This is a genomic window from Micrococcus sp. 116, from assembly GCF_902506395.1.
Taxonomy (GTDB): domain Bacteria; phylum Actinomycetota; class Actinomycetes; order Actinomycetales; family Micrococcaceae; genus Micrococcus; species Micrococcus luteus.
In genome coordinates, this window is the sequence record NZ_LR732370.1 from 528,768 (window position 1) to 546,825 (window position 18,058).

16 protein-coding genes are annotated in these 18,058 nt (G+C 73.2%); 9 read left to right on the forward strand and 7 right to left on the reverse strand.

Annotation, left to right across the window (positions count from 1 at the left end; translation table 11 throughout):
- Positions 1–13: 13 nt before the first annotated feature.
- The 3 genes from hisN to aroA are packed head-to-tail and all read right to left on the reverse strand — an operon-like array spanning position 14 to position 3,401.
- Positions 14–853 carry a histidinol-phosphatase gene (hisN, locus tag CITRIK5_RS02510; RefSeq protein ID WP_041104303.1) on the reverse strand — a complete coding sequence of 280 codons (840 nt, stop codon included), beginning with the start codon at positions 851–853 and terminating at the stop codon, positions 14–16.
- 29 nt (positions 854–882) lie between these two features.
- Positions 883–1,983 carry a ribosome small subunit-dependent GTPase A gene (gene rsgA, locus CITRIK5_RS02515; protein WP_044659234.1) on the reverse strand — a complete coding sequence of 367 codons (1,101 nt, stop codon included), beginning with the start codon at positions 1,981–1,983 and terminating at the stop codon, positions 883–885.
- Positions 1,983–3,401, reverse strand: a complete 1,419-nt coding sequence (aroA, locus tag CITRIK5_RS02520; RefSeq protein ID WP_159833017.1) for a 3-phosphoshikimate 1-carboxyvinyltransferase — start codon at positions 3,399–3,401, stop codon at positions 1,983–1,985. The genes rsgA and aroA overlap by 1 nt, the downstream gene beginning before the upstream one ends.
- A gap of 216 nt (positions 3,402–3,617) precedes the next feature.
- On the opposite strand from aroA, the gene CITRIK5_RS02525 reads away from it, so the two are divergent.
- Together CITRIK5_RS02525 and rsrA are read left to right on the forward strand one after the other, a co-directional pair.
- Positions 3,618–4,334 (forward strand): sigma-70 family RNA polymerase sigma factor, encoded by a 717-nt coding sequence (locus CITRIK5_RS02525; protein WP_036314006.1) that lies wholly within the window; start codon positions 3,618–3,620, stop codon positions 4,332–4,334.
- On the forward strand, positions 4,331–4,609 hold the full coding sequence (gene rsrA, locus CITRIK5_RS02530; protein WP_060974333.1) for a mycothiol system anti-sigma-R factor: 279 nt from the start codon (positions 4,331–4,333) through the stop codon (positions 4,607–4,609). The genes CITRIK5_RS02525 and rsrA overlap by 4 nt, the downstream gene beginning before the upstream one ends.
- 138 nt (positions 4,610–4,747) lie before the next feature.
- Here the strand turns inward: rsrA and CITRIK5_RS12410 are convergent, their stop codons facing one another.
- The 3 genes from CITRIK5_RS12410 to CITRIK5_RS02540 form a co-directional block, all read right to left on the reverse strand.
- Complete coding sequence (locus tag CITRIK5_RS12410; RefSeq protein WP_095346645.1) at positions 4,748–4,822, reverse strand: 50S ribosomal protein bL37; 75 nt, start codon at positions 4,820–4,822, stop codon at positions 4,748–4,750.
- Positions 4,823–4,866: 44 nt separating this feature from the next.
- The gene (locus CITRIK5_RS02535; RefSeq protein WP_004167659.1) at positions 4,867–5,472 is read right to left on the reverse strand and encodes a GDSL-type esterase/lipase family protein; all 606 of its coding nucleotides are present in this window, start codon (positions 5,470–5,472) and stop codon (positions 4,867–4,869) included.
- 76 nt (positions 5,473–5,548) lie between these two features.
- Positions 5,549–9,277 (reverse strand): multifunctional oxoglutarate decarboxylase/oxoglutarate dehydrogenase thiamine pyrophosphate-binding subunit/dihydrolipoyllysine-residue succinyltransferase subunit, encoded by a 3,729-nt coding sequence (locus CITRIK5_RS02540; protein WP_060974334.1) that lies wholly within the window; start codon positions 9,275–9,277, stop codon positions 5,549–5,551.
- A gap of 200 nt (positions 9,278–9,477) precedes the next feature.
- On the opposite strand from CITRIK5_RS02540, the gene CITRIK5_RS02545 reads away from it, so the two are divergent.
- The 6 genes from CITRIK5_RS02545 to CITRIK5_RS02570 all read left to right on the forward strand — a co-directional run bounded on the left by CITRIK5_RS02545 (position 9,478) and on the right by CITRIK5_RS02570 (position 16,315).
- On the forward strand, positions 9,478–10,959 hold the full coding sequence (locus CITRIK5_RS02545; RefSeq protein ID WP_049147194.1) for a GuaB1 family IMP dehydrogenase-related protein: 1,482 nt from the start codon (positions 9,478–9,480) through the stop codon (positions 10,957–10,959).
- Positions 10,960–11,143: 184 nt separating this feature from the next.
- The gene (locus CITRIK5_RS02550) at positions 11,144–12,460 is read left to right on the forward strand and encodes a hemolysin family protein (protein ID WP_060974335.1); all 1,317 of its coding nucleotides are present in this window, start codon (positions 11,144–11,146) and stop codon (positions 12,458–12,460) included.
- Positions 12,457–13,515, forward strand: coding sequence for a hemolysin family protein (locus tag CITRIK5_RS02555; RefSeq protein ID WP_041104317.1), 1,059 nt, complete (start codon positions 12,457–12,459; stop codon positions 13,513–13,515). The genes CITRIK5_RS02550 and CITRIK5_RS02555 overlap by 4 nt, the downstream gene beginning before the upstream one ends.
- Positions 13,516–13,590: 75 nt before the next feature.
- Entirely contained in the window at positions 13,591–14,598 is a 1,008-nt protein-coding gene (locus CITRIK5_RS02560) for a metal ABC transporter substrate-binding protein (RefSeq protein WP_041104319.1), read from the forward strand.
- A 2-nt stretch (positions 14,599–14,600) separates the two neighbouring features.
- Positions 14,601–15,500: a metal ABC transporter permease gene (locus CITRIK5_RS02565; RefSeq protein ID WP_036313946.1), complete on the forward strand. Its 900-nt coding sequence runs from the start codon at positions 14,601–14,603 to the stop codon at positions 15,498–15,500.
- Positions 15,497–16,315, forward strand: a complete 819-nt coding sequence (locus CITRIK5_RS02570) for a metal ABC transporter ATP-binding protein (protein ID WP_060974337.1) — start codon at positions 15,497–15,499, stop codon at positions 16,313–16,315. Before CITRIK5_RS02565 ends, CITRIK5_RS02570 begins: the two co-directional genes overlap by 4 nt.
- Positions 16,316–16,333: 18 nt before the next feature.
- Here CITRIK5_RS02570 and CITRIK5_RS02575 read toward each other — a convergent pair whose 3' ends face one another.
- Positions 16,334–16,780 (reverse strand): Fur family transcriptional regulator, encoded by a 447-nt coding sequence (locus tag CITRIK5_RS02575; protein WP_060974338.1) that lies wholly within the window; start codon positions 16,778–16,780, stop codon positions 16,334–16,336.
- Between the two features lie 111 nt (positions 16,781–16,891).
- On the opposite strand from CITRIK5_RS02575, the gene CITRIK5_RS02580 reads away from it, so the two are divergent.
- On the forward strand, positions 16,892–18,019 hold the full coding sequence (locus CITRIK5_RS02580; protein WP_060974339.1) for a sulfurtransferase: 1,128 nt from the start codon (positions 16,892–16,894) through the stop codon (positions 18,017–18,019).
- Positions 18,020–18,058 lie beyond the last annotated feature (39 nt).

Genomic DNA, 18,058 nt, shown 5'->3' on the forward strand with positions numbered 1-18,058 from the left:
CCCCGCACTGCTATCAGGCGCCGCCCTCGGTCTCGTCACCCGCGCGGAGGCGGGCGAGGACGTCGTCGTGGAGCAGGCCGTTCGTGGCCAGCGCGTGCCCGCCGAACGGGCCGTCCTCGCCGTCCAGCGAGGTGAAGCGGCCGCCGGCCTCGCGCACGATCGGCACCAGAGCGGCCATGTCATGCAGCTCGAGCTCGGGCTCGGCCGCGATGTCCACGGCGCCCTCGGCCACGAGCATGTAGGACCAGAAGTCACCGAAGCCGCGCACGCGCCACACGTCCGAGGTGAGCTGCAGGAACGCGCGGATCGAGCCGCGTTCGCGCCAGCCCTCGATCGAGGAGAAGGACAGCGACGCGTCCTCGACCCGATCCACGCCGGACACGGTGATCCGCTGAGCACGCGTGAGCGAGGTGCCCGCGAAGGCGCCCTGGCCGGCCGCGGCCCACCAGCGCCGGTGCAGGGCGGGGGCGGAGACGACGCCGACGACGGGCTCGCCGTCGATCAGCAGCGCGATGAGGGTGGCCCACACGGGCACGCCGCGCACGAAGTTCTTGGTGCCGTCGATGGGGTCGACCACCCACTGCCGGCCGGAGCGGCTCAGAGATCCGCCGAACTCCTCACCCACGATGCCGTCGCGCGCCCGGGCACGGGACAGGGTGGAGCGGATGGACTCCTCCGCGGCGCGGTCCGCATCCGTGACAGGGGTGAGATCCGGCTTGGTGCTGACCTCGAGGTCCTGGGCCTTGAACCGGGACATCGTGATCGAGTCCACGTTGTCCGCCAGCATGTGGGCCAGCCGCAGGTCCTCCGTGAGGTCGCGGCCGCGGGTCGCAGGGTTCTCAGGTCGCTCCATGCCGCCCACGCTATACCGCGCGGGCCGCCTCAGTCCTCGGACGACGCCGCGTCCTCCGCCCCCGAGGGGGCCAGCCGGTTGCCGAGCAGACGCCGCAGCGAGGCCAGGCGTGCCGCTCCCGAGGGGCCGGCGTGGCCCGCGGCCACCCATGCGTCCAGGCCGCAGCCGGGGGAGTCGGCGGTGTGGGTGCAGCCGCGCGGGCAGTCCGCCAGCCCGCCGGCGAGGTCGTCGAACGCCTCCACCACGCGGTCCGGCTCGACCCAGCCCAGCCCGAAGGACCGGATGCCGGGGGTGTCCACCACCCAGGTGTCCGGCAGGGGGGCGCCGTCGTCGCCCGTCAGCGGCAGTGCGAGCGCGGACGAGGAGGTGTGCCGGCCCCGGCCGGTGACGGCGTTGACGTGGCCGGTGGCCCGTTCCGCGCCGGTGAGCGCGTTCAGCAGCGTGGACTTGCCGACGCCGGAGGGCCCCACGAACGCGCTCGTGTGCCCGATCAGCCGCTCGGCCACCCGGGCCACGAGCGAGGCGTCCAGGGCGGTGTCCCCGGTCTCGGCCTCGAAGGTCGCCGCACCGGAGGTCATCACCTCCAGGTCCAGGGCCTCGTAGTGCGCCACCAGCGCGGCCGGATCACGCAGGTCGGTCTTCGTGATGAGCAGCACCGGGTGGATGCCGGCGTCGTAGCAGGCGACCAGGGCGCGGTCGATGAAGCCGGTCCGGGGCTCCGGATTGGCCGCGGCCACCATGATCACCAGCAGGTCGGCGTTGGCCACCACCACCCGCTCGACCTCGTCCGAGTCGTCCGCCGACCGGCGCAGGACCGTGCTGCGCTCCTCGACACGGACGATGCGTGCGAGCGTGCCCTCGTCCCCGGAGAGGTCCCCGACGACGGCCACCCGGTCGCCCGTGGCGATCGGCGTGCGGCGCAGCTCGCGGGCGCGCATCGCCGTGATCCGCTCGTCCAGGCGATCCGGCAGCACCACGGCGTACCGGCCGCGGTCCACCGTGGTGACCATGCCGACCTGCGCATCCTCGTGCTTGGGCCGCTCCTTGGTGCGCGGGCGGGTGCCGCGTTTGGACGGGCGCACCCGGACATCGGACTCGTCCCACGCGGAGGGATCGAGGCGCCGGGCCATCAGCGGGCCTCCTCGGCCGCATCGCCGGGTGCCACGAGCGCGGTCCACAGTGCGGGGAAGTCCGGCATCGTCTTCGCGGTGGTCGCCACGTCCACGATGCCGGTCCCCGGCACGCGCAGGCCGACGACGGCGGCGAAGGTCGCCATCCGGTGGTCGTGGTAGGTCTCGAGGGCGGCGGGCGACAGCGGCCCCGACGCGTCCGTCCCCGGGAAGCCGAGCGACGTCTCGTCCTCGTCCACGGTGATCCCCAGGCGGGCGGCCTCGGCGGTGAGCGCGGCGAGCCGGTCCGTCTCATGGCCCCGCAGATGGCCGATCCCCGTCAGGCGGGTGGGCCCGGAGGCCAGCAGGGCGAGCGCGGCCGCGGTGGGGGCGAGCTCGGCCGTGTCCGCGATCTCACCGGCGCCGGTGATGCGGGGCGCGCCGTCGTCGTGGACCGCCCCCGTCACCGTGAGCCGGCCGCGGGAGCGGTCCGTGCGGTCGACCGTGAGGGCCACGCTCGCCCCGAACTGCGGCAGGATCCGCCGCCAGCGGTCGCCGATCTGCGTCGTGCGGGTGGGCCAGTCCGGCACCGTCACGGAGCCGCCCGTGGCCACGGCGGCGGCCAGGAAGGGGCCTGCGTTGGACAGGTCCGGCTCGACGGTCGCCTCGTGTGCCGGGATGCGCCCCGGGGCCACGGTCCACGCCCCGGGACCCGTCTCGGCGACGTCCACCTCGAGCGCGCGCAGCACCCCGACGGTCATCGCGACGTGCTCCGGACTCGGCACGGTCTGCCCGGTGTGCCGCAGCCGGAGGCCGCGCGGCATCCCCGCGGCCGCCAGCAGCGCGGCGGACAGGAACTGGGAGGAGCCGGAGGCGTCGACCGCGACCTCCGGCACGTCGCCGTCGGGGGCCACCGTGGCCGCGTCCGCGCGGGTCGTCATCGTGAAGGGCAGGCGACCGGGCTCGCCCTCCTCGTTGACGGCCACCCCGAGCTGGCGCAGCGCGTCCAGGACCGGGGCCATCGGGCGCAGGCGCGCGCCGGCGTCGCCGTCGAAGCGGACCCGGCCGGGCCGCAGCGCGGCGACGAACGGGACGAAGCGCATGACCGTCCCCGCCAGTCCGCAGTCCACGGCGACATCCCCGGCCAGCGGCTCGCCGACCGGCATCGGATGCACCCGCAGTCCGCCGTCGGACAGGGGCTCGAACCGGGCCCCGAGCGCTGTGAGCGCCGTGCGCATCAATGCCGTGTCCCGCGACTCGAGGACGCCGTGCAGGACGCACGGACCGTCGGCGAGCGCGGCGAGCACGAGATGCCGGTTCGTCAGCGACTTCGATCCCGGCAGCCGCACCTCTCCGCGCACCGGGCCGCGCGCCACGGGCGCGGGCCAGGTCTCGGCGGCGTCGGGACGGGGGGCGGGGGAGTGCGCGGCGGGCGGCACGCGTGGGGCGGGTCACCGGACCAGCCTATCCGGCGGCTGTCGGCCGGGGTCGGCCTGTCGCGGGGGAATACCTGGAACGCTCCTGGCGCTCCACTGGACGACCCCGTACCCGTGTCGGCGCACCGGTCCCGCTCGCCGCGGACCGCAGCCGGAGAGGAGCCCCGCATGAGCGCCGCCCTGCTGACGCATCCCTCCCGGACCGTAGACTGGCCCGCGATGAGCACTGACAACAGCCGGCCGGAATTCGCCCGGCCCGAGGACGCCCCCGAGCACGACCGCGCCGACATCGACGTCGCCGCCGAGTCCGAACAGCAGCGCCGTGCCCGGTTCGAGCGTGACGCCCTCGAGTTCGTGGACCAGTTGTACTCCGCTGCGCTGCGCATGACGCGCAACCCGCAGGACGCCGAGGACCTGGTCCAGGAGGCGTACACGAAGGCCTACTCCTCGTTCCACCAGTACCGGCCCGGCACCAACCTCAAGGCCTGGCTCTACCGGATCCTCACGAACACGTACATCAACCTCTACCGCAAGCGGCAGCGCCAGCCCCTCGAGGCGGACAACCCTGAGGTGGAGGACTGGCAGATGGCCCGGGCCGCCGAGCACACCTCCGGTGGCCTGCGCTCGGCCGAGACGGAGGCCCTCGACCGGCTGCCCGACTCCCAGGTGAAGGACGCCCTGCAGGCGATCCCGGAGGAGTTCCGGCTCGCCGTCTACTTCGCGGACGTGGAGGGCTTCGCCTACAAGGAGATCGCCGAGATCCTCGACGTGCCGATCGGCACCGTCATGTCGCGGCTGCACCGCGGCCGCAAGCAGCTGCGCGAGCGCCTCGCGGACTACGCGGCCGCGCGCGGCATCAAGGCCCAGCCGAAGAAGAAGACCGGGCGCGGCGGCACGAAGCAGACCGAGACGAGCACGAAGGAGGCCACGCGATGACCGCGGACCAGCACGGCCATGAGTGCCGCGTCGCCCAGGACGCCTCCCTGGAGCGGCTGTACCAGTACCTGGACGGCGCCCTGACGCCCGAGGACATCGAGCAGGTGCGCGCCCACGTGGCGGAGTGTCCGGACTGCCGGCACCAGAAGGAGCTCGAGGAGCTCATCCGCTCGGCGGTGCGTCGGTGCTGTCAGGAGAAGGCGCCCGCGCAGCTGCGGGCCACCATCATGACCCGCATCACCCAGATCTCGACGACGACCGTCACCTGGGGCTGACACCGCGACATGCGGACCCGTGGGCACCCGATCGGGCGCCCCGACGATGACGAAGGGCCGTCCCCTGAGGGGACGGCCCTTCGTGGTCTCTGCGGTCGCCGGGTGGCACCCGGCCGGTCCGCGACGCCGATCAGCGGATCAGGCGTTGGGACGCTTGCCGTGGTTGGCGCCGTTCCTGCGGCGGTCGCGACGCTTGCGTGCACGCTTGCTCATGACGTCTCCCTTCAACGAGTCGGTCGGTGGTCCATTCTGTCACATCAGGCCGTGGGCTCGGGCAGACCGAGCCACTGGTACCAGCCCCGATGCAGCACGAGCCACGCGATGAGCCCGTGGCCCGCCTGGCCCGGCCGGCCCTGGCCGGAGGCCAGGTCCGAGCGCCACTGCTCGTGGCCCACCAGCGGGGTGAACGTGTCCACGTACACGTGGTTGCGCCGGTCGGCCACATCCAGGTAGGCGGCGTTGAGCTCGGCGAGCCGGGCGTTGCGCTGCTCGTCCAGGGTGGGCGTGGGGCCCACCACGAGCACCGGGATGTTCCGCTGCGAGGCGGTGTCCAGGACGTTGGCCAGGTTCAGCCGCGAGCGGGCGGTCGAGGTGGCCTCCAGGTCCAGGTCCGCGTCGGACAGGGCCACGACGAGGCGGTTCTCCGTCTCCTCGGAGAAGCGCCGCGAGGCCTCGCCCCACCAGCGCTCGTTGAGGTCCTCGGTGGTCTCGTGCGGCACGGCCAGCACGTAGTTCTCCAGCTCCACGTCGGGGGCCTGGGTGCGGGCGAGCACGCGGCCCCACCAGCCGATGGCGCGGGCGTCGCCCGCACCGGCCAGCAGCTGGTCGCCGACGGCGGCGATCCGGATCCGGCGGTTGTGCACAGTGTGTCCTTTCGTCGGCCGATCCGGCGCCGCCGCCGCACCGGAGGGTGCGGCGGCGGCGCAGGGTCGGTCCGGGTCAGCGGCCGAAGGCGGCGTCCAGCAGCGTGCTGAGCTCCTGGTCGTGGCGGCCCTTGGTGCCCGCGGAGGTCGCGGCCGAGGCCGGGCGGGACACGAGGGTCACGGGGCCGTCGAGCTGCGGCACGAGGTTCAGTGCCATGAACGGCCACGGGCCCTGGTTCGCGGGCTCGTCCTGCACCCAGGTGACGTCGGCGACCGGGTAGGCGCGGAGCGCCTTGCGGATCTCGTCGAGCGGCAGCGGGTAGAGCTGCTCCACCCGCACGATCGCGGTGGACGTGTCACCGGACTTCTCGCGGCGGGCGAGCAGGTCGTAGTACAGCCGGCCGGAGACCAGCACCACGCGCGTGACGTCCTTGGCGTCCACCCCGGCGTCCGGGATGACCGGCTGGAAGCCGCCCTCGGTGAAGTCCTCCACCGAGTTCGCGGCGGCCTTGAGGCGCAGCAGCTGCTTCGGGGTGAACACGATGAGGGGCCGACGCGGGCGGGCGTAGGCGTGCTCGCGCAGCAGGTGGAAGTGGTTCGCGCCCGTGGAGGGGTTGACCACGCGCATGTTGTCCTCGGCGCACATCTGCAGGAAGCGCTCGATGCGGGCGGAGGAGTGGTCCGGCCCCTGTCCCTCGTAGCCGTGGGGGAGGAGCAGGACCACGGACGAGGTCTGCGACCACTTCTGATCGGCCGAGGAGATGAACTCGTCGATGATCGTCTGCGCGCCGTTCACGAAGTCGCCGAACTGGGCCTCCCACAGCACGAGGGCGTCGGAGCGCTCCACGGAGTAGCCGTACTCGAAGCCGAGGGCGGCGTACTCGGACAGCAGCGAGTTGTAGACCCAGAACTTCGCCTGGTCCTCGGAGAGGTGCCTCAGCGGCGCCCACGTGTCGCCGGTGATCCGGTCGTGGAACACCGAGTGGCGCTGCGTGAAGGTGCCGCGCTGGGAGTCCTGGCCCGCCAGGCGGACCGGCACGCCCTCCATGAGCAGCGAGCCGAAGGCCGCCAGCTCGGCGAAGCCCCAGTCGATGCCGCCGTCGACGGCCATCTTGGCGCGGCGCTCGAGCAGGGCCGCGAGCTTGGGGTGGACCGTAAAGCCCTCGGGCACGTCGATGTGCGCCTGCCCGATGGCCCGCAGCGTCTCGGCCGAGATGGCCGTGGACGCCGGCGCCTCCGGGGCCGCGTCCCGGTCCTCGGCCGGGCGGAGGCCCTCCCCGCCGGAGGCGGGCGCGTCCTCGTGGGTCTCCGCGAAGACCCGCTCCAGCTGCTGCTGGTAGTCCTTCAGGGCGCTGTCCGCCTCCTCCTGCGTGATGTCGCCGCGGCCCACGAGGGACTCGACGTACAGCTTGCGGGTGGAGCGCTTCTGCTCGATGAGGTTGTACATGCGCGGCTGCGTCATCGACGGGTCGTCGCCCTCGTTGTGGCCGCGGCGGCGGTAGCAGACGAGGTCGATGACGACGTCCTTGTTGAACCGCTGGCGGTACTCGAAGGCGAGCTGGGCCACGTGCACCACGGACTCCGGCTCGTCGCCGTTGACGTGGAAGATCGGGGCCTGGATGGTCTTGGCCACGTCGGTGGAGTACACCGCGGAGCGCGCCTGGGTCGGCGGCGTGGTGAAGCCCACCTGGTTGTTCACGACCACGTGGATCGTGCCGCCGGTGCGGTAGCCGGGCAGCTGCGAGAGCTGCAGGACCTCGGTCACGACGCCCTGGCCCGCGAAGGCCGCGTCGCCGTGCACGAGGATCGGCAGCACGGAGAAGGAGTCCGGGCGCTGGCCACCCAGATCGAGGCGGTCCTGCTTGGCACGCACGACGCCCTCGAGGACCGGGTCCACGGCCTCCAGGTGCGAGGGGTTGGCGGCGAGGTACACGCGGGTGCTGTTGCCGGCGTCGGACACGAAGGTGCCCTCGGTGCCCATGTGGTACTTCACGTCGCCCGAGCCCGAGGCGCCGCCCGGGGTGGCCCCCTCGAACTCGCGGAAGACCTGGCTGTAGGTCTTGCCGGCGATGTTGGTCAGCACGTTCAGGCGACCGCGGTGCGCCATGCCGATGGCGACCTCGTCCAGCCCGGCGTCGGCGGCGTCGCCGAGGATGCCGTCCAGCAGCGGGATGAGGGACTCGCCGCCCTCCAGGGAGAAGCGCTTCTGGCCGATGTACTTGGTCTGCAGGAACGTCTCGAACGCCTCCGCGGCGTTGAGTCGGCCCAGGATGCGCAGCTGCTCCTCGCGGGTGGGCTTGGCGTACGGCTGCTCGAGCTTCTCCTGGAACCAGGCGCGCTCGGCCGGGTCCTGGATGTGCATGTACTCGACGCCGATGGTGCGGCAGTACGCGTCACGCAGCACGCCGAGGATCTTGCGCAGCGTCAGGCTGCTCGCCCCGCCGAAGCCGCCGGTGGGCCACTTGCGGTCCAGGTCCCACAGGGTCAGCCCGTGCTCGCGGATGTCGAGGTCCGGGTGGTAGGCCATCGAGTACTCGAGCGGGTCCACGTTGGCCAGCAGGTGGCCGCGGTCCCGGTACGCGTGGATGAGCTGCTGGATGCGGGCGACCTTGCCGATCTGCTCCTCCGGGTTCACCTGCACGTCCTGGGCCCAGCGGACGGGCTCGTAGGGGATGCGCAGGGAGTGGAAGACCTCGTCGTAGAAGCCGTCCTCGCCCAGCAGGAGGCCGTGCACGATCTTCAGGAACTCGCCGGAGCCGGCGCCCTGGATCACGCGGTGGTCGTACGTGGAGGTCAGCGTGATCGTCTTGGAGATCGCCAGGTCGTGCAGCGTGGACTCGGCGGCGCCCTGGAAGGCGGCCGGATAGGTCAGCGCGCCGACGCCGATGATGGCGGCCTGGCCCTGGGACAGGCGGGGCACCGAGTGCACGGTGCCGATGCCGCCCGGGTTGGTCAGGGAGACCGTGGTGCCGGCGTAGTCGTCCATCGTCAGCTTGTTCTTGCGGGCGCGCTGGACGAGGTCGTCGTACGCCTTCCAGAAGCCGCGGAAGTCGAGGGTCTCGGCGGCCTTGACGTTGGGGACCACGAGCGCGCGGGTGCCGTCCGGGCGGGGCAGGTCGATGGCGAGGCCGAAGTTCACGTGGGCCGGCTCCACCATGGTGGGCTTGCCGTCGCGCTCCTCGTAGGTCACGTTCATCGAGGGCATGGCCGCGAGCGCGCGGACCACGGCGTAGCCGATGAGGTGGGTGAAGGAGACCTTGCCGCCGCGGGTGCGGGCCAGGTGGCTGTTGATGACCACGCGGTTGTCGATCAGCACCTTGGCCGGCAGGTCGCGCACGGTGGTGGCGGTGGGCATGGACAGGGAGGCGTCCATGTTCGTGGCCACGGCCTTGGCCATGCCCTTGAGGACGGTGGCCTTCTCCTGCTTCTCGTCCGCGGTGGTGGCGGTGGTGTCGGCGGGCTCGGAGGGCACGGCCTGGGCCGCCGGGGTCTTCTTGGGCTTGGGGCCGGTGCTGACCGAGGTCTCCTTGGGCTGCGGACCCCGGGCCGGGGCGGTCGCCGCCTTCGGCTCGGTCACCTTGGCGGAGGCCTTCGGCTCGGTCTGGGCGGCGGCCTTCGGCTCGGTCTGGGCGCCGGCCTTCGGCTCGGCCTCGGCGGGGGCGCTGGCCTCAAGACGGGCGAAGATCTGTGCCCACTGCCGGTCCACGGAACCGGAGTCCTCGCGGTACTTCCGGTAGATCTCGGCCACGAGCCGTTCGTTCCCCGGGAACTCCTGTGCGAGCCGGTCCGACGTGAGTTCTGGCACTGTGTAACGCCTCTTCCTGAGCCTTGGGATGCGATGTGCTGCGCCGGGCCACCCGCGCGGCGCGCGTGGGGCCGGGAACGCCTCGAGACATCATAGTTCTTCGACGCCCCCGGTCGGAATGCCGCGGCCTCGGCTCGACTCCGCTCCCGGCGGACGCGCGGGGGGCTCTCGGCGTCCACCGCGTCTGGGAGACTGACACCATGCGCTTCCTCACCGACCCGGCCGTCGACCTGACGTACAACGACGTCTTCCTCGTGCCCTCGCACTCGGACGTCGCCAGTCGCATGGACGTGGACATCGCCCCGGATGACGGCACGGGCGCCACCATCCCCCTGGTCTCCGCCAACATGACCGCCGTCACCGGGCGCCGGATGGTCGAGACCATGGCCCGGCGCGGCGGTCTCGGGATCCTGCCGCAGGACATCCCGGCGGACGTCATCCGGGACGTCGTGCGTCGGGTGAAGGCGGCCCACCCCGTGGCGGACACCGCCCTGACCGTCGGCCCGCAGGACACGGTGCTGGACCTGCTCCACCTCGTGGACCGCCGCAACCACGGGGCCGTCTGCGTGGTGGACGCGCACGGCGGGCTGCTCGGCGTGGTCCGCCCCCAGGACTGCGAGGACGTGGACCGCTTCACCTCGGCCGCCTCCGTCATGCACCCTCCGGTGGTGACCCTCACGCTCGCCGAGCTCGGCGGCACGGACGGCGCCCCGGACAAGGACGCGCTGCGGGCGGCCTTCGAGCGCCTGCACGCCGCGCACCAGGAGATGGCCCCCGTCGTGGACCCGGCGGTGGGCACCGCCGCCCCCGTGCTGCGCGGGGTCGTCACCGCGGCGGGCCTGCTGCGCTCGTCCTTGTTCACGCCCGGTCTCGACGACGACGGACGGCTCCGCGTCGGCGCCGCCGTCGGCATCAACGGGGCGGTGGGGGAGAAGGCCGCCGTCCTGGTCGAGGCCGGCGTCGACGTGCTCGTCGTGGACACCGCGCACGGTCATCAGCGGACCATGCTGGACGCGCTCGCCGCCGTGCGGGCCCTCGACCCCGGCGTGCCCGTGGTGGCCGGCAACGTCGTCTCCGGCGACGGCGTCCGGGACCTGGTCGCGGCCGGCGCGGACATCGTCAAGGTGGGCGTGGGACCGGGCGCGATGTGCACCACGCGCATGCAGACCGCGGTGGGCCGGCCCCAGTTCTCGGCGGTCCTGGAGTGCGCCGCCGCGGCCCGCGAGCTCGGGGCACGCGTGTGGGCGGACGGCGGGGTGAAGCACCCGCGGGACGTGGCGCTCGCGCTGGCCGCCGGAGCCAGCTCGGTGATGATCGGCTCGTGGTTCGCGGGGACGCTCGAGTCTCCGGGCGACCTCGTGCACGGTCCGGACGGTCGGCGGTACAAGGAGAGCTTCGGCATGGCCTCGGCCCGCGCGGTCCAGCACCGCACCCGCCACGAGGACGCCTTCACCAAGGCCCGCAAGGCGATGTTCGAGGAGGGCATCTCCTCCTCGCGCATGTACGTGGACCCGCGCCGCCCCTCGGTGGAGGACCTGCTGGACACCATCACGTCCGGTGTGCGCTCGTCGCTGACCTACGCCGGCGCCCACGACCTGGCGGAGTTCCGTGAGCGCGCCGTCGTCGGCCTGCAGTCCGCGGCGGGCTACGAGGAGGGCCGGCCGGTCGCCTCGTCGTGGTGAGGCGGCCGCATGCCCCTGCTCGTTCCGCCGGGGCCTGACGCCCCTATACTGGGCGGACTATGGATCACCCTGACACCTGTGTGCCAGACCGCTCGTCCGCCCACGCGGACGCGGCCGGATCGGAGCCTTCCAGTCCCGGTGCCCCGCACCGCCGCCCGGCCCGCCGTCGAGGGGGTGAGGTCGGGTGGAGTGGCTCCTGCTGATCCTCGGCCTGGCCCTGATCGTGGGCACCGGGTTCTTCGTGGCCGTCGAGTTCGCCATGATCGCGATCGACGTGCCCACCGTGCAGCGCATGGTGGACGCGGGTGACCGCGGCGCCGAGCCCCTGCTGCGCTGTCTCAAGTCACTCTCGACCCAGCTCTCCGCGTGCCAGCTGGGCATCACTCTGACCACACTGCTCACCGGCTACGTGATGGACCCGGCGATCAGCCGGCTCATCGACCCGCTGCTGCTCCAGGTGGGGCTGCCGGCCGGCGTGGTGGGCACCGTCTCGCTCGTCGTCGCGATGGTCGTGGCGACCCTGCTCTCGATGCTCCTCGGCGAGCTGATCCCCAAGAACATGTCCATCGCCGAGCCCATGGCGATCGGCCGCGCACTCGCCCGGCCCCAGCTCGTGTTCAGCACCGTGTTCAAGCCGGCGATCCTGGTCCTGAACGGGTTCTCCAACGGCGTGCTGGCCCGCGTGGGCATCGAGGCCAAGGAGGAGATCTCCGGCGCCCGCAGCCCCGAGGAGCTCTCCTCGCTGGTCCGCCGCTCGGCCCAGCTGGGCACGCTCGACGCGCAGACCGCCACGTTCCTGGACCGGACGCTGCGCTTCGCGGACCGCACCGCCGCGGACGTGATGACCCCGCGCATCCGCGTGGAGACGGTGAGGGAGGACCAGGCTCTGCCCGAGGTCCTGGACCTGGCCCGCAGCACCGGCTACTCGCGGTTCCCCGTGATCGGCGACTCCTCGGACGACATCCGCGGCGTGGTGCACGTGAAGAAGGTCGTGGCCGTGCCGCGGGAGCGCCGCGCCGACCTCGAGGCCGGTGCACTGATGACGGAGGTCATCCGCGTGCCGGAGACCGTGCACCTGGACCAGCTGCTGGCCGAGCTGCGCGACGCGAACCTGCAGATGGCCGTCGTCGTGGACGAGTACGGGGGCACCGCAGGGGTGGTCACGCTCGAGGACGTGGTGGAGGAGATCGTCGGCGAGGTCGCGGACGAGCACGACCGCGTCACCCCGGGGGTCCTGCAGACGGCCTCCGGCCGCTGGTACTTCCCGGCGGAGCTGCGGCCCGACGAGGTGCGGACCCAGATCCCGGCCCTCGTGGTGCCGGAGGACGGTGCCTACGAGACCGTCGGCGGGTACATCCTGGCCCGACTGGGGCGCCTGGCGGAGGTCGGGGACGTGGTGGACGTGGACGGCGGTGTCCTGACGGTCGAGCGGATGGACGGCCGCCGCATCGAGCGCGTGCGCTTCGACCCGGCCGCTGAGGACGAGGAGACGCGCGCATGAACGGGGACGTCGTCGGACTGCTGTGGCTGGTGGTCCTGTTGGCCGCCAACGCCTTCTTCGTGGCGGGCGAGTTCGCCGTCATGGGCGCCCGCCGGGCGCAGATCGAGCCGCGGGCCGAGGCCGGCTCCCGCCAGGCCCAGGTGGCGCTCTACGCGATGGAGCACGTCTCCCAGATGCTGGCCGTCTGCCAGCTCGGCATCACGGTGTGCTCCCTGCTCATCCTCAACGTGTCCGAGCCGGCGCTGCACCACCTGCTCGTCGTCCCGATGGCCGCCCTCGGGGTCCCGTCCGCGGCGGCGGACGTGACCGCCTTCGTGCTCGCGCTGCTGGTGGTCACCTTCCTGCACGTGACCCTGGGCGAGATGGTGCCCAAGAACGCCGCCGTCTCGTTCGCGGACCGCGCCGTGATGCTGCTGGCCCAGCCGCTCGTGTGGCTCTCGAAGCTGCTGCATCCGGTCGTGGCCGCGCTGAACTGGACGGCCAACCTCGTGCTGCACGCCCTGCGCATCGAGCCGAAGGACGAGGTGGCCTCCTCCTACACGCTCGAGGAGGTGCAGTCGATCGTGGCCGAGTCCACCCGCTCGGGCACCCTGGAGGACGAGTCCGGCGTGCTGCACTCGGCCCTCGAGTTCTCGGACCACCGGGCCGGGGACGTGATGGTGCCGCTCGAGCGGGTCGTCACCGTCCCCGAGGGGATCACGCCGCACGACTTCGAGTGGACCGTGGGCCGCGTGGGCTTCTCCCGGTTCGTGGTCGAGGACCCCGACGGCGGCTACACCGGCTACCTGCACCTGAAGGACGTCCTCACCGTGGGCCCGTCGGGACACGACGAGCCGATCCCGCTCACGCGCGTGCGCTCGCTGGCCAACGTGCGGCTCGAGGACGAGGTCGAGGACGCACTCGCGCTCATGCAGCGCACGGGCTCCCACCTCGCCCGGGTCATCACGCCCGAGGGCGAGACCGCGGGCATCCTCTTCCTCGAGGACGTGCTCGAGGAGCTCGTCGGGGAGATCAACGACGTGACGCAGTCGCCACGTCGGTTCCGGCCCGCGTGAGCGTCGCGCGGGCGGCGCGGTGCTACTGTTGAGAACCGATTTCACACATCCTCCCGACACGAACGAGGTCGCCCCATGCTCCGCCGCCGTCGTCTGCCCGCCCTGACCGGGGCCCTCACCGCGCTCACCCTGAGCCTCGCCGCGTGCGGCGGGACCAGCGGCGACTCCGCGGGCGAGCAGGCCGCGGGCGCCTCTGCTGCCGCCGGGTCCGGCTCGGCCGCGGGCGCGCCCGTGGCCGTCGCCACGACGACGCAGCTCGGCTCCGTGCTCGACCGCGTGGTCGCGTGCGCCGACGCCCGCAGCGTCACGGTGATGGGCCCGGGGGATGATCCGCACGACTTCTCCGCCTCGTCCGCGCAGGTGAAGGACATGGTCTCCTCCGGCCTCGTGTTCTCCAACGGCCTCGGCCTCGAGGGCGGCATGGAGTCCGCCCTCGCCAACGCCGAGGCGGACGGCGCGACCGTCGTCGAGGTGGCGCCCCAGCTGGATCCGCTGCCCTTCGGCGGCCATGACCACGCCGAGGAGGGGGCGGGCCACGAGGGCCATGACCACGGGTCCGAGGACCCGCACGTCTGGATGGACGTCGCCCGCATGGCGAGGGCCGCCGAGCTGATGGGCGACACGCTCGCCCAGGAGCGGGGTGACGAGAGGTTCGCCGAGTGCGGCGCGACCGTGCGCGGGGAGCTCGAGCAGACGGACACGCAGGTCCGGGAGATCCTCGCCGGGGTCCCGGAGGACCGCCGCACGCTGGTCACGGACCACGACGCCTACGGCTACTTCAGCGAGGCCTACGACTTCACCGTGTCCGGCGTCGTCGTCCCGGGCGGCTCCACCGACGGCGAGCCCTCCTCCCAGGAGATCGCCGAGCTCGCCCGGTCCATCCGCGACGGCGGCGCAGACGCCGTGATCACGTCCGTGGGCGCGCGCAACAGCCTCGTGGACACCGTGGCCGAGGAGGCCGGCGACCTGCCGGTCATCGAGGTCTACGAGGGCGGCGTCGGCCCGAAGGACACCCCGGAGGCGGACTACGCCGAGGCCATGCTCCTCAACGCCCGCACCCTCGCCGACGCGCTGGAGGGCTGAGGATGGACTGGCTGCTCGAACCCTTCCAGATGGGCTTCCAGCAGCGTGCCCTCGTCGGCGGACTCATCGCGGTGGTGATGTGCTCGGTCGTGGGCACGTGGCTGGTGCTGCGCGGGATGAGCTTCTTCGGGGACGCGTTCGTGCACGGTGTCCTGCCGGGCATCGCCCTGGCGGTCGTCACCGGCGGCAGCCCCCACCTCGGTGCCGCGGTGGCCGCCGTCGTCATGATGGCGGGCATCTCGCTGGTGCACCGGGCCACCACCCTCAAGGAGGACACCGCCATCGGCCTGCTCTTCGTGGGGATGATGGCCCTGGGCGTGGTGATCATCTCCAAGTCGGACTCCTACACGGGTTCGCTCACGTCGATCCTGTTCGGCGATGTGCTGGGGGTCAGCGTGGACGGCATCGTGACCCAGGCGGTCATCGCCGTCGTGGTGATCGCCCTGGCCCTGCTGCTCTACCGGCCCCTGTTGGCGCTGAGCTTCTCCGAGGTCAAGGCGCGCTCGCTGGGCATGCGACCGGGGCTGACGCACACGTTGCTGCTGGTGATGATCGGCGCGGCCGTGATCGGTTCGTTCCAGGCGGTGGGCACCGTGCTCGTGTTCGGCCTCCTCGTGGGACCGCCCGCGACGGCGGCGCTGCTGACGCGCAGCGTCCCCCAGATGATGCTCGTCTCCGTCGGTATCGGCGCGGCGTGCGTCGTCACCGGGCTCACCCTCAGCTACCGGCTGGGCACGGCGGGTTCGGCCACCATGGCGCTCATGCCGATCCTGCTGTTCTTCGTCGTGCTCGCCGTCCGCGCCGCCGTGCTGGCGCTCCTGGGCCGGCACGTGCGCTCGCGCGCGCAGCGTGAGCAGGAGGTGCCGGTCGTGGCCCTGCCCGGAGCGGAGGCCGCCCGATGAGCGCGTCCTTCCCCGCGGACTCCGCGGCGGCCCCGCCTCCCCTCGCGGTCGCCCGGGCGCTCGAACTGCGCCATGGCGCGCACGTGGCCGTCAGACCCTCCGACTTCACCCTGCCGGCCCGGCGGCTGATCGCGGTGATCGGGCCCAACGGCTCCGGCAAGTCCACGCTGCTGACCGCCCTGGCGGGCCTGAGCGACCCGGCCTCCGGTGCGCTGGAGGTGCTCGGTGAGGACCCGCGGCGGCGCTCGCAGCGCACCTCCTTCGTGATGCAGTCCATCGGCGTGCCCCAGGGCGTGCCGGTGACGGTGCGCGACGTCGTCGGGATGGGCCGATACCCCACGCTCGGATGGTTCCGTCGGTTCCGGAGGGAGGACCGGGACATCGTGGGGGCCGCCATGGAGCGCATGCAGGTCGCGGACCTGGCGCGGCGGCACCTCGACCAGCTCTCCGGAGGCCAGCGCCAGCGCGCCTACGTGGCCCAGGGCCTCGCCCAGGACCACGACGTGCTGCTGCTCGACGAGCCGATGACGGGCCTCGACATCGTCTCCGCCCGCACGATCGACGACCTCCTCCACGAGGAGCCGACGCGCGGGGTGTCCGTGGTCTACACGACCCACGATCTCGACGAGGCCGCGGAGGCGGACCACGTGGTCCTGATGAGCGGGCGCGTCGTGGCCTCCGGCCCGCCGCGGGACGTGCTCACGGTCGAGAACCTGGACATCGCGTACGGCCGGGGCGCCCTGCACGGGCCCTCCACGGCGGTCGAGGACGCGGCGGAGTTCCTGGACGACCCCGCGGGCGGCATCCGCCACTGACCGGGGCCCGGCCCGGGGTCAGGCCGCGCGGGTGCGCCCCTCGGCCCGGCAGCGGGCACACACACCGGTGATCTCCACCGTGTGGTCCGCGTCCGTGAAGCCGTGCTCCGCGGCGACGGCGGTGGCCCATGCCTCGACGTGGGGGGCGGTGACCTCGACGGTGGTCCAGCAGATCCGGCACACCAGGTGGTGATGGTGGCCCTCGTCCTCGCACCGGCGGTACACGGACTCGCCGTCGTCGCGGCGGAGCATGTCCACGAGCCCGTCGTCGAGCTGCTGCTGCAGGGTCCGGTACACGGTGGCCAGCGAGACGCGTTCGCCCTGGTCCTGGAGGCGGGCATGGAGCTCCTGCGCGCTCACGAAGTCCGGGATGCGGTCCAGGGCTCGGTCGACGGCGGCCTTCTGCCGGGTCGCCCGGGGACGGGCGGCACGGGGGCCGGGCTCGGGGGCGCTCACGGTGCTCACGACTCCTTCTGCGGCGGCTGCCGCCTCCTCCGCGCGGTCCGGAACAGGTCCGCGCGGGCCATCCTCCAGGTTATCAGCGACGCCGAAGGGGGCGTGGAGTAGGGTGTCCGGGTGCACAGCGAGAGCCCGGACCCATCCCCTGTCCCGGACCGCGACGGTGCCGCCCCCGATCGACCCGACCCGCTGATCGTCGTCGACGAGGGGCAGGGCCGCGTCGTCCCGGCGCCCACGGCGGCCCCGTCCTCGTCCCATGACGCCGGCGGCGACCCGGACGCGGACACCGACGGCGTCGATCCCGAGGCCGCCGAGCCGCCCACCCTGGTGACGGTGGACGTGCTGGCCGGCTGGCTCGGCCTGGCCCCCGTCGAGGACCTGCCGCCGGTGCCCGAGGGCCCGGCCTACGCCCAGCCGGGCCGATGCCGCCCGAACCGGGTGATCCTGCTCGACGTCCGGTTCCGGGCCACGGGGGGCGGGCCCGACCACGCCGCCTATCTCCAGGGCCATCTGCCGGGCGCCGTCTACGTCTCCCTGCCCAGCCAGCTCGCCGGCCACGCCGGCCCGGCGGCGGGGCGTCACCCCCTGCCGGACGCGCGCCAGTTCGCGGAGACCGTGCGGATGTGGGGGATCGACGAGGGCGACACCATCGTGGTCTACGACGACGACCACGGCCTGTCCGCCGCGCGCGCCTGGTGGCTGCTGCGCCACGCGGGGCTGCGGGACTCCATGCTCCTGGACGGCGGCCTCGAGGCGTGGCGCGCCGCGGGCCTGCCCCTGCAGCCCGGCGAGGTCATCCCGGTGCCCGGCACCGCCCGGCCGTCGTGGGGCCGCATGCCCGTCGTGGACACGGCCGGCGCGGAGGCGATGGCCTCCGGCGGTCTGCTCCTCGACGCGCGGGCGGCCGAGCGGTACCGCGGGGAGGTCGAGCCCTTCGACCCCGTGGCCGGGCACATCCCCGGGGCGCGGAACGTGCCCACGGCGGAGAGCATCGCCGAGGACGGCCGCCTGCGGCCCGCCGCGGAGCTGGCGGAGCGGTTCGACGCCGTCGGCGTGGACGACGCCACTCCCGTGGCCGTGTACTGCGGCTCGGGCATCACCGCGGCGCACGCCGTGCTCACCCTGGCCGTCGCGGGGCGACCCGGAGTGGCGCTCTACCCGGGTTCGTGGTCAGCATGGGTCCAGGACCCGTCCAACGCCGTCGCGGTCGGCCCCGAGCCCAACGGCGCGTCCGGCCGGGACTGACGAGCCCCGGGGCCCCGCCCCGCCGACCCCCAGGAGGAC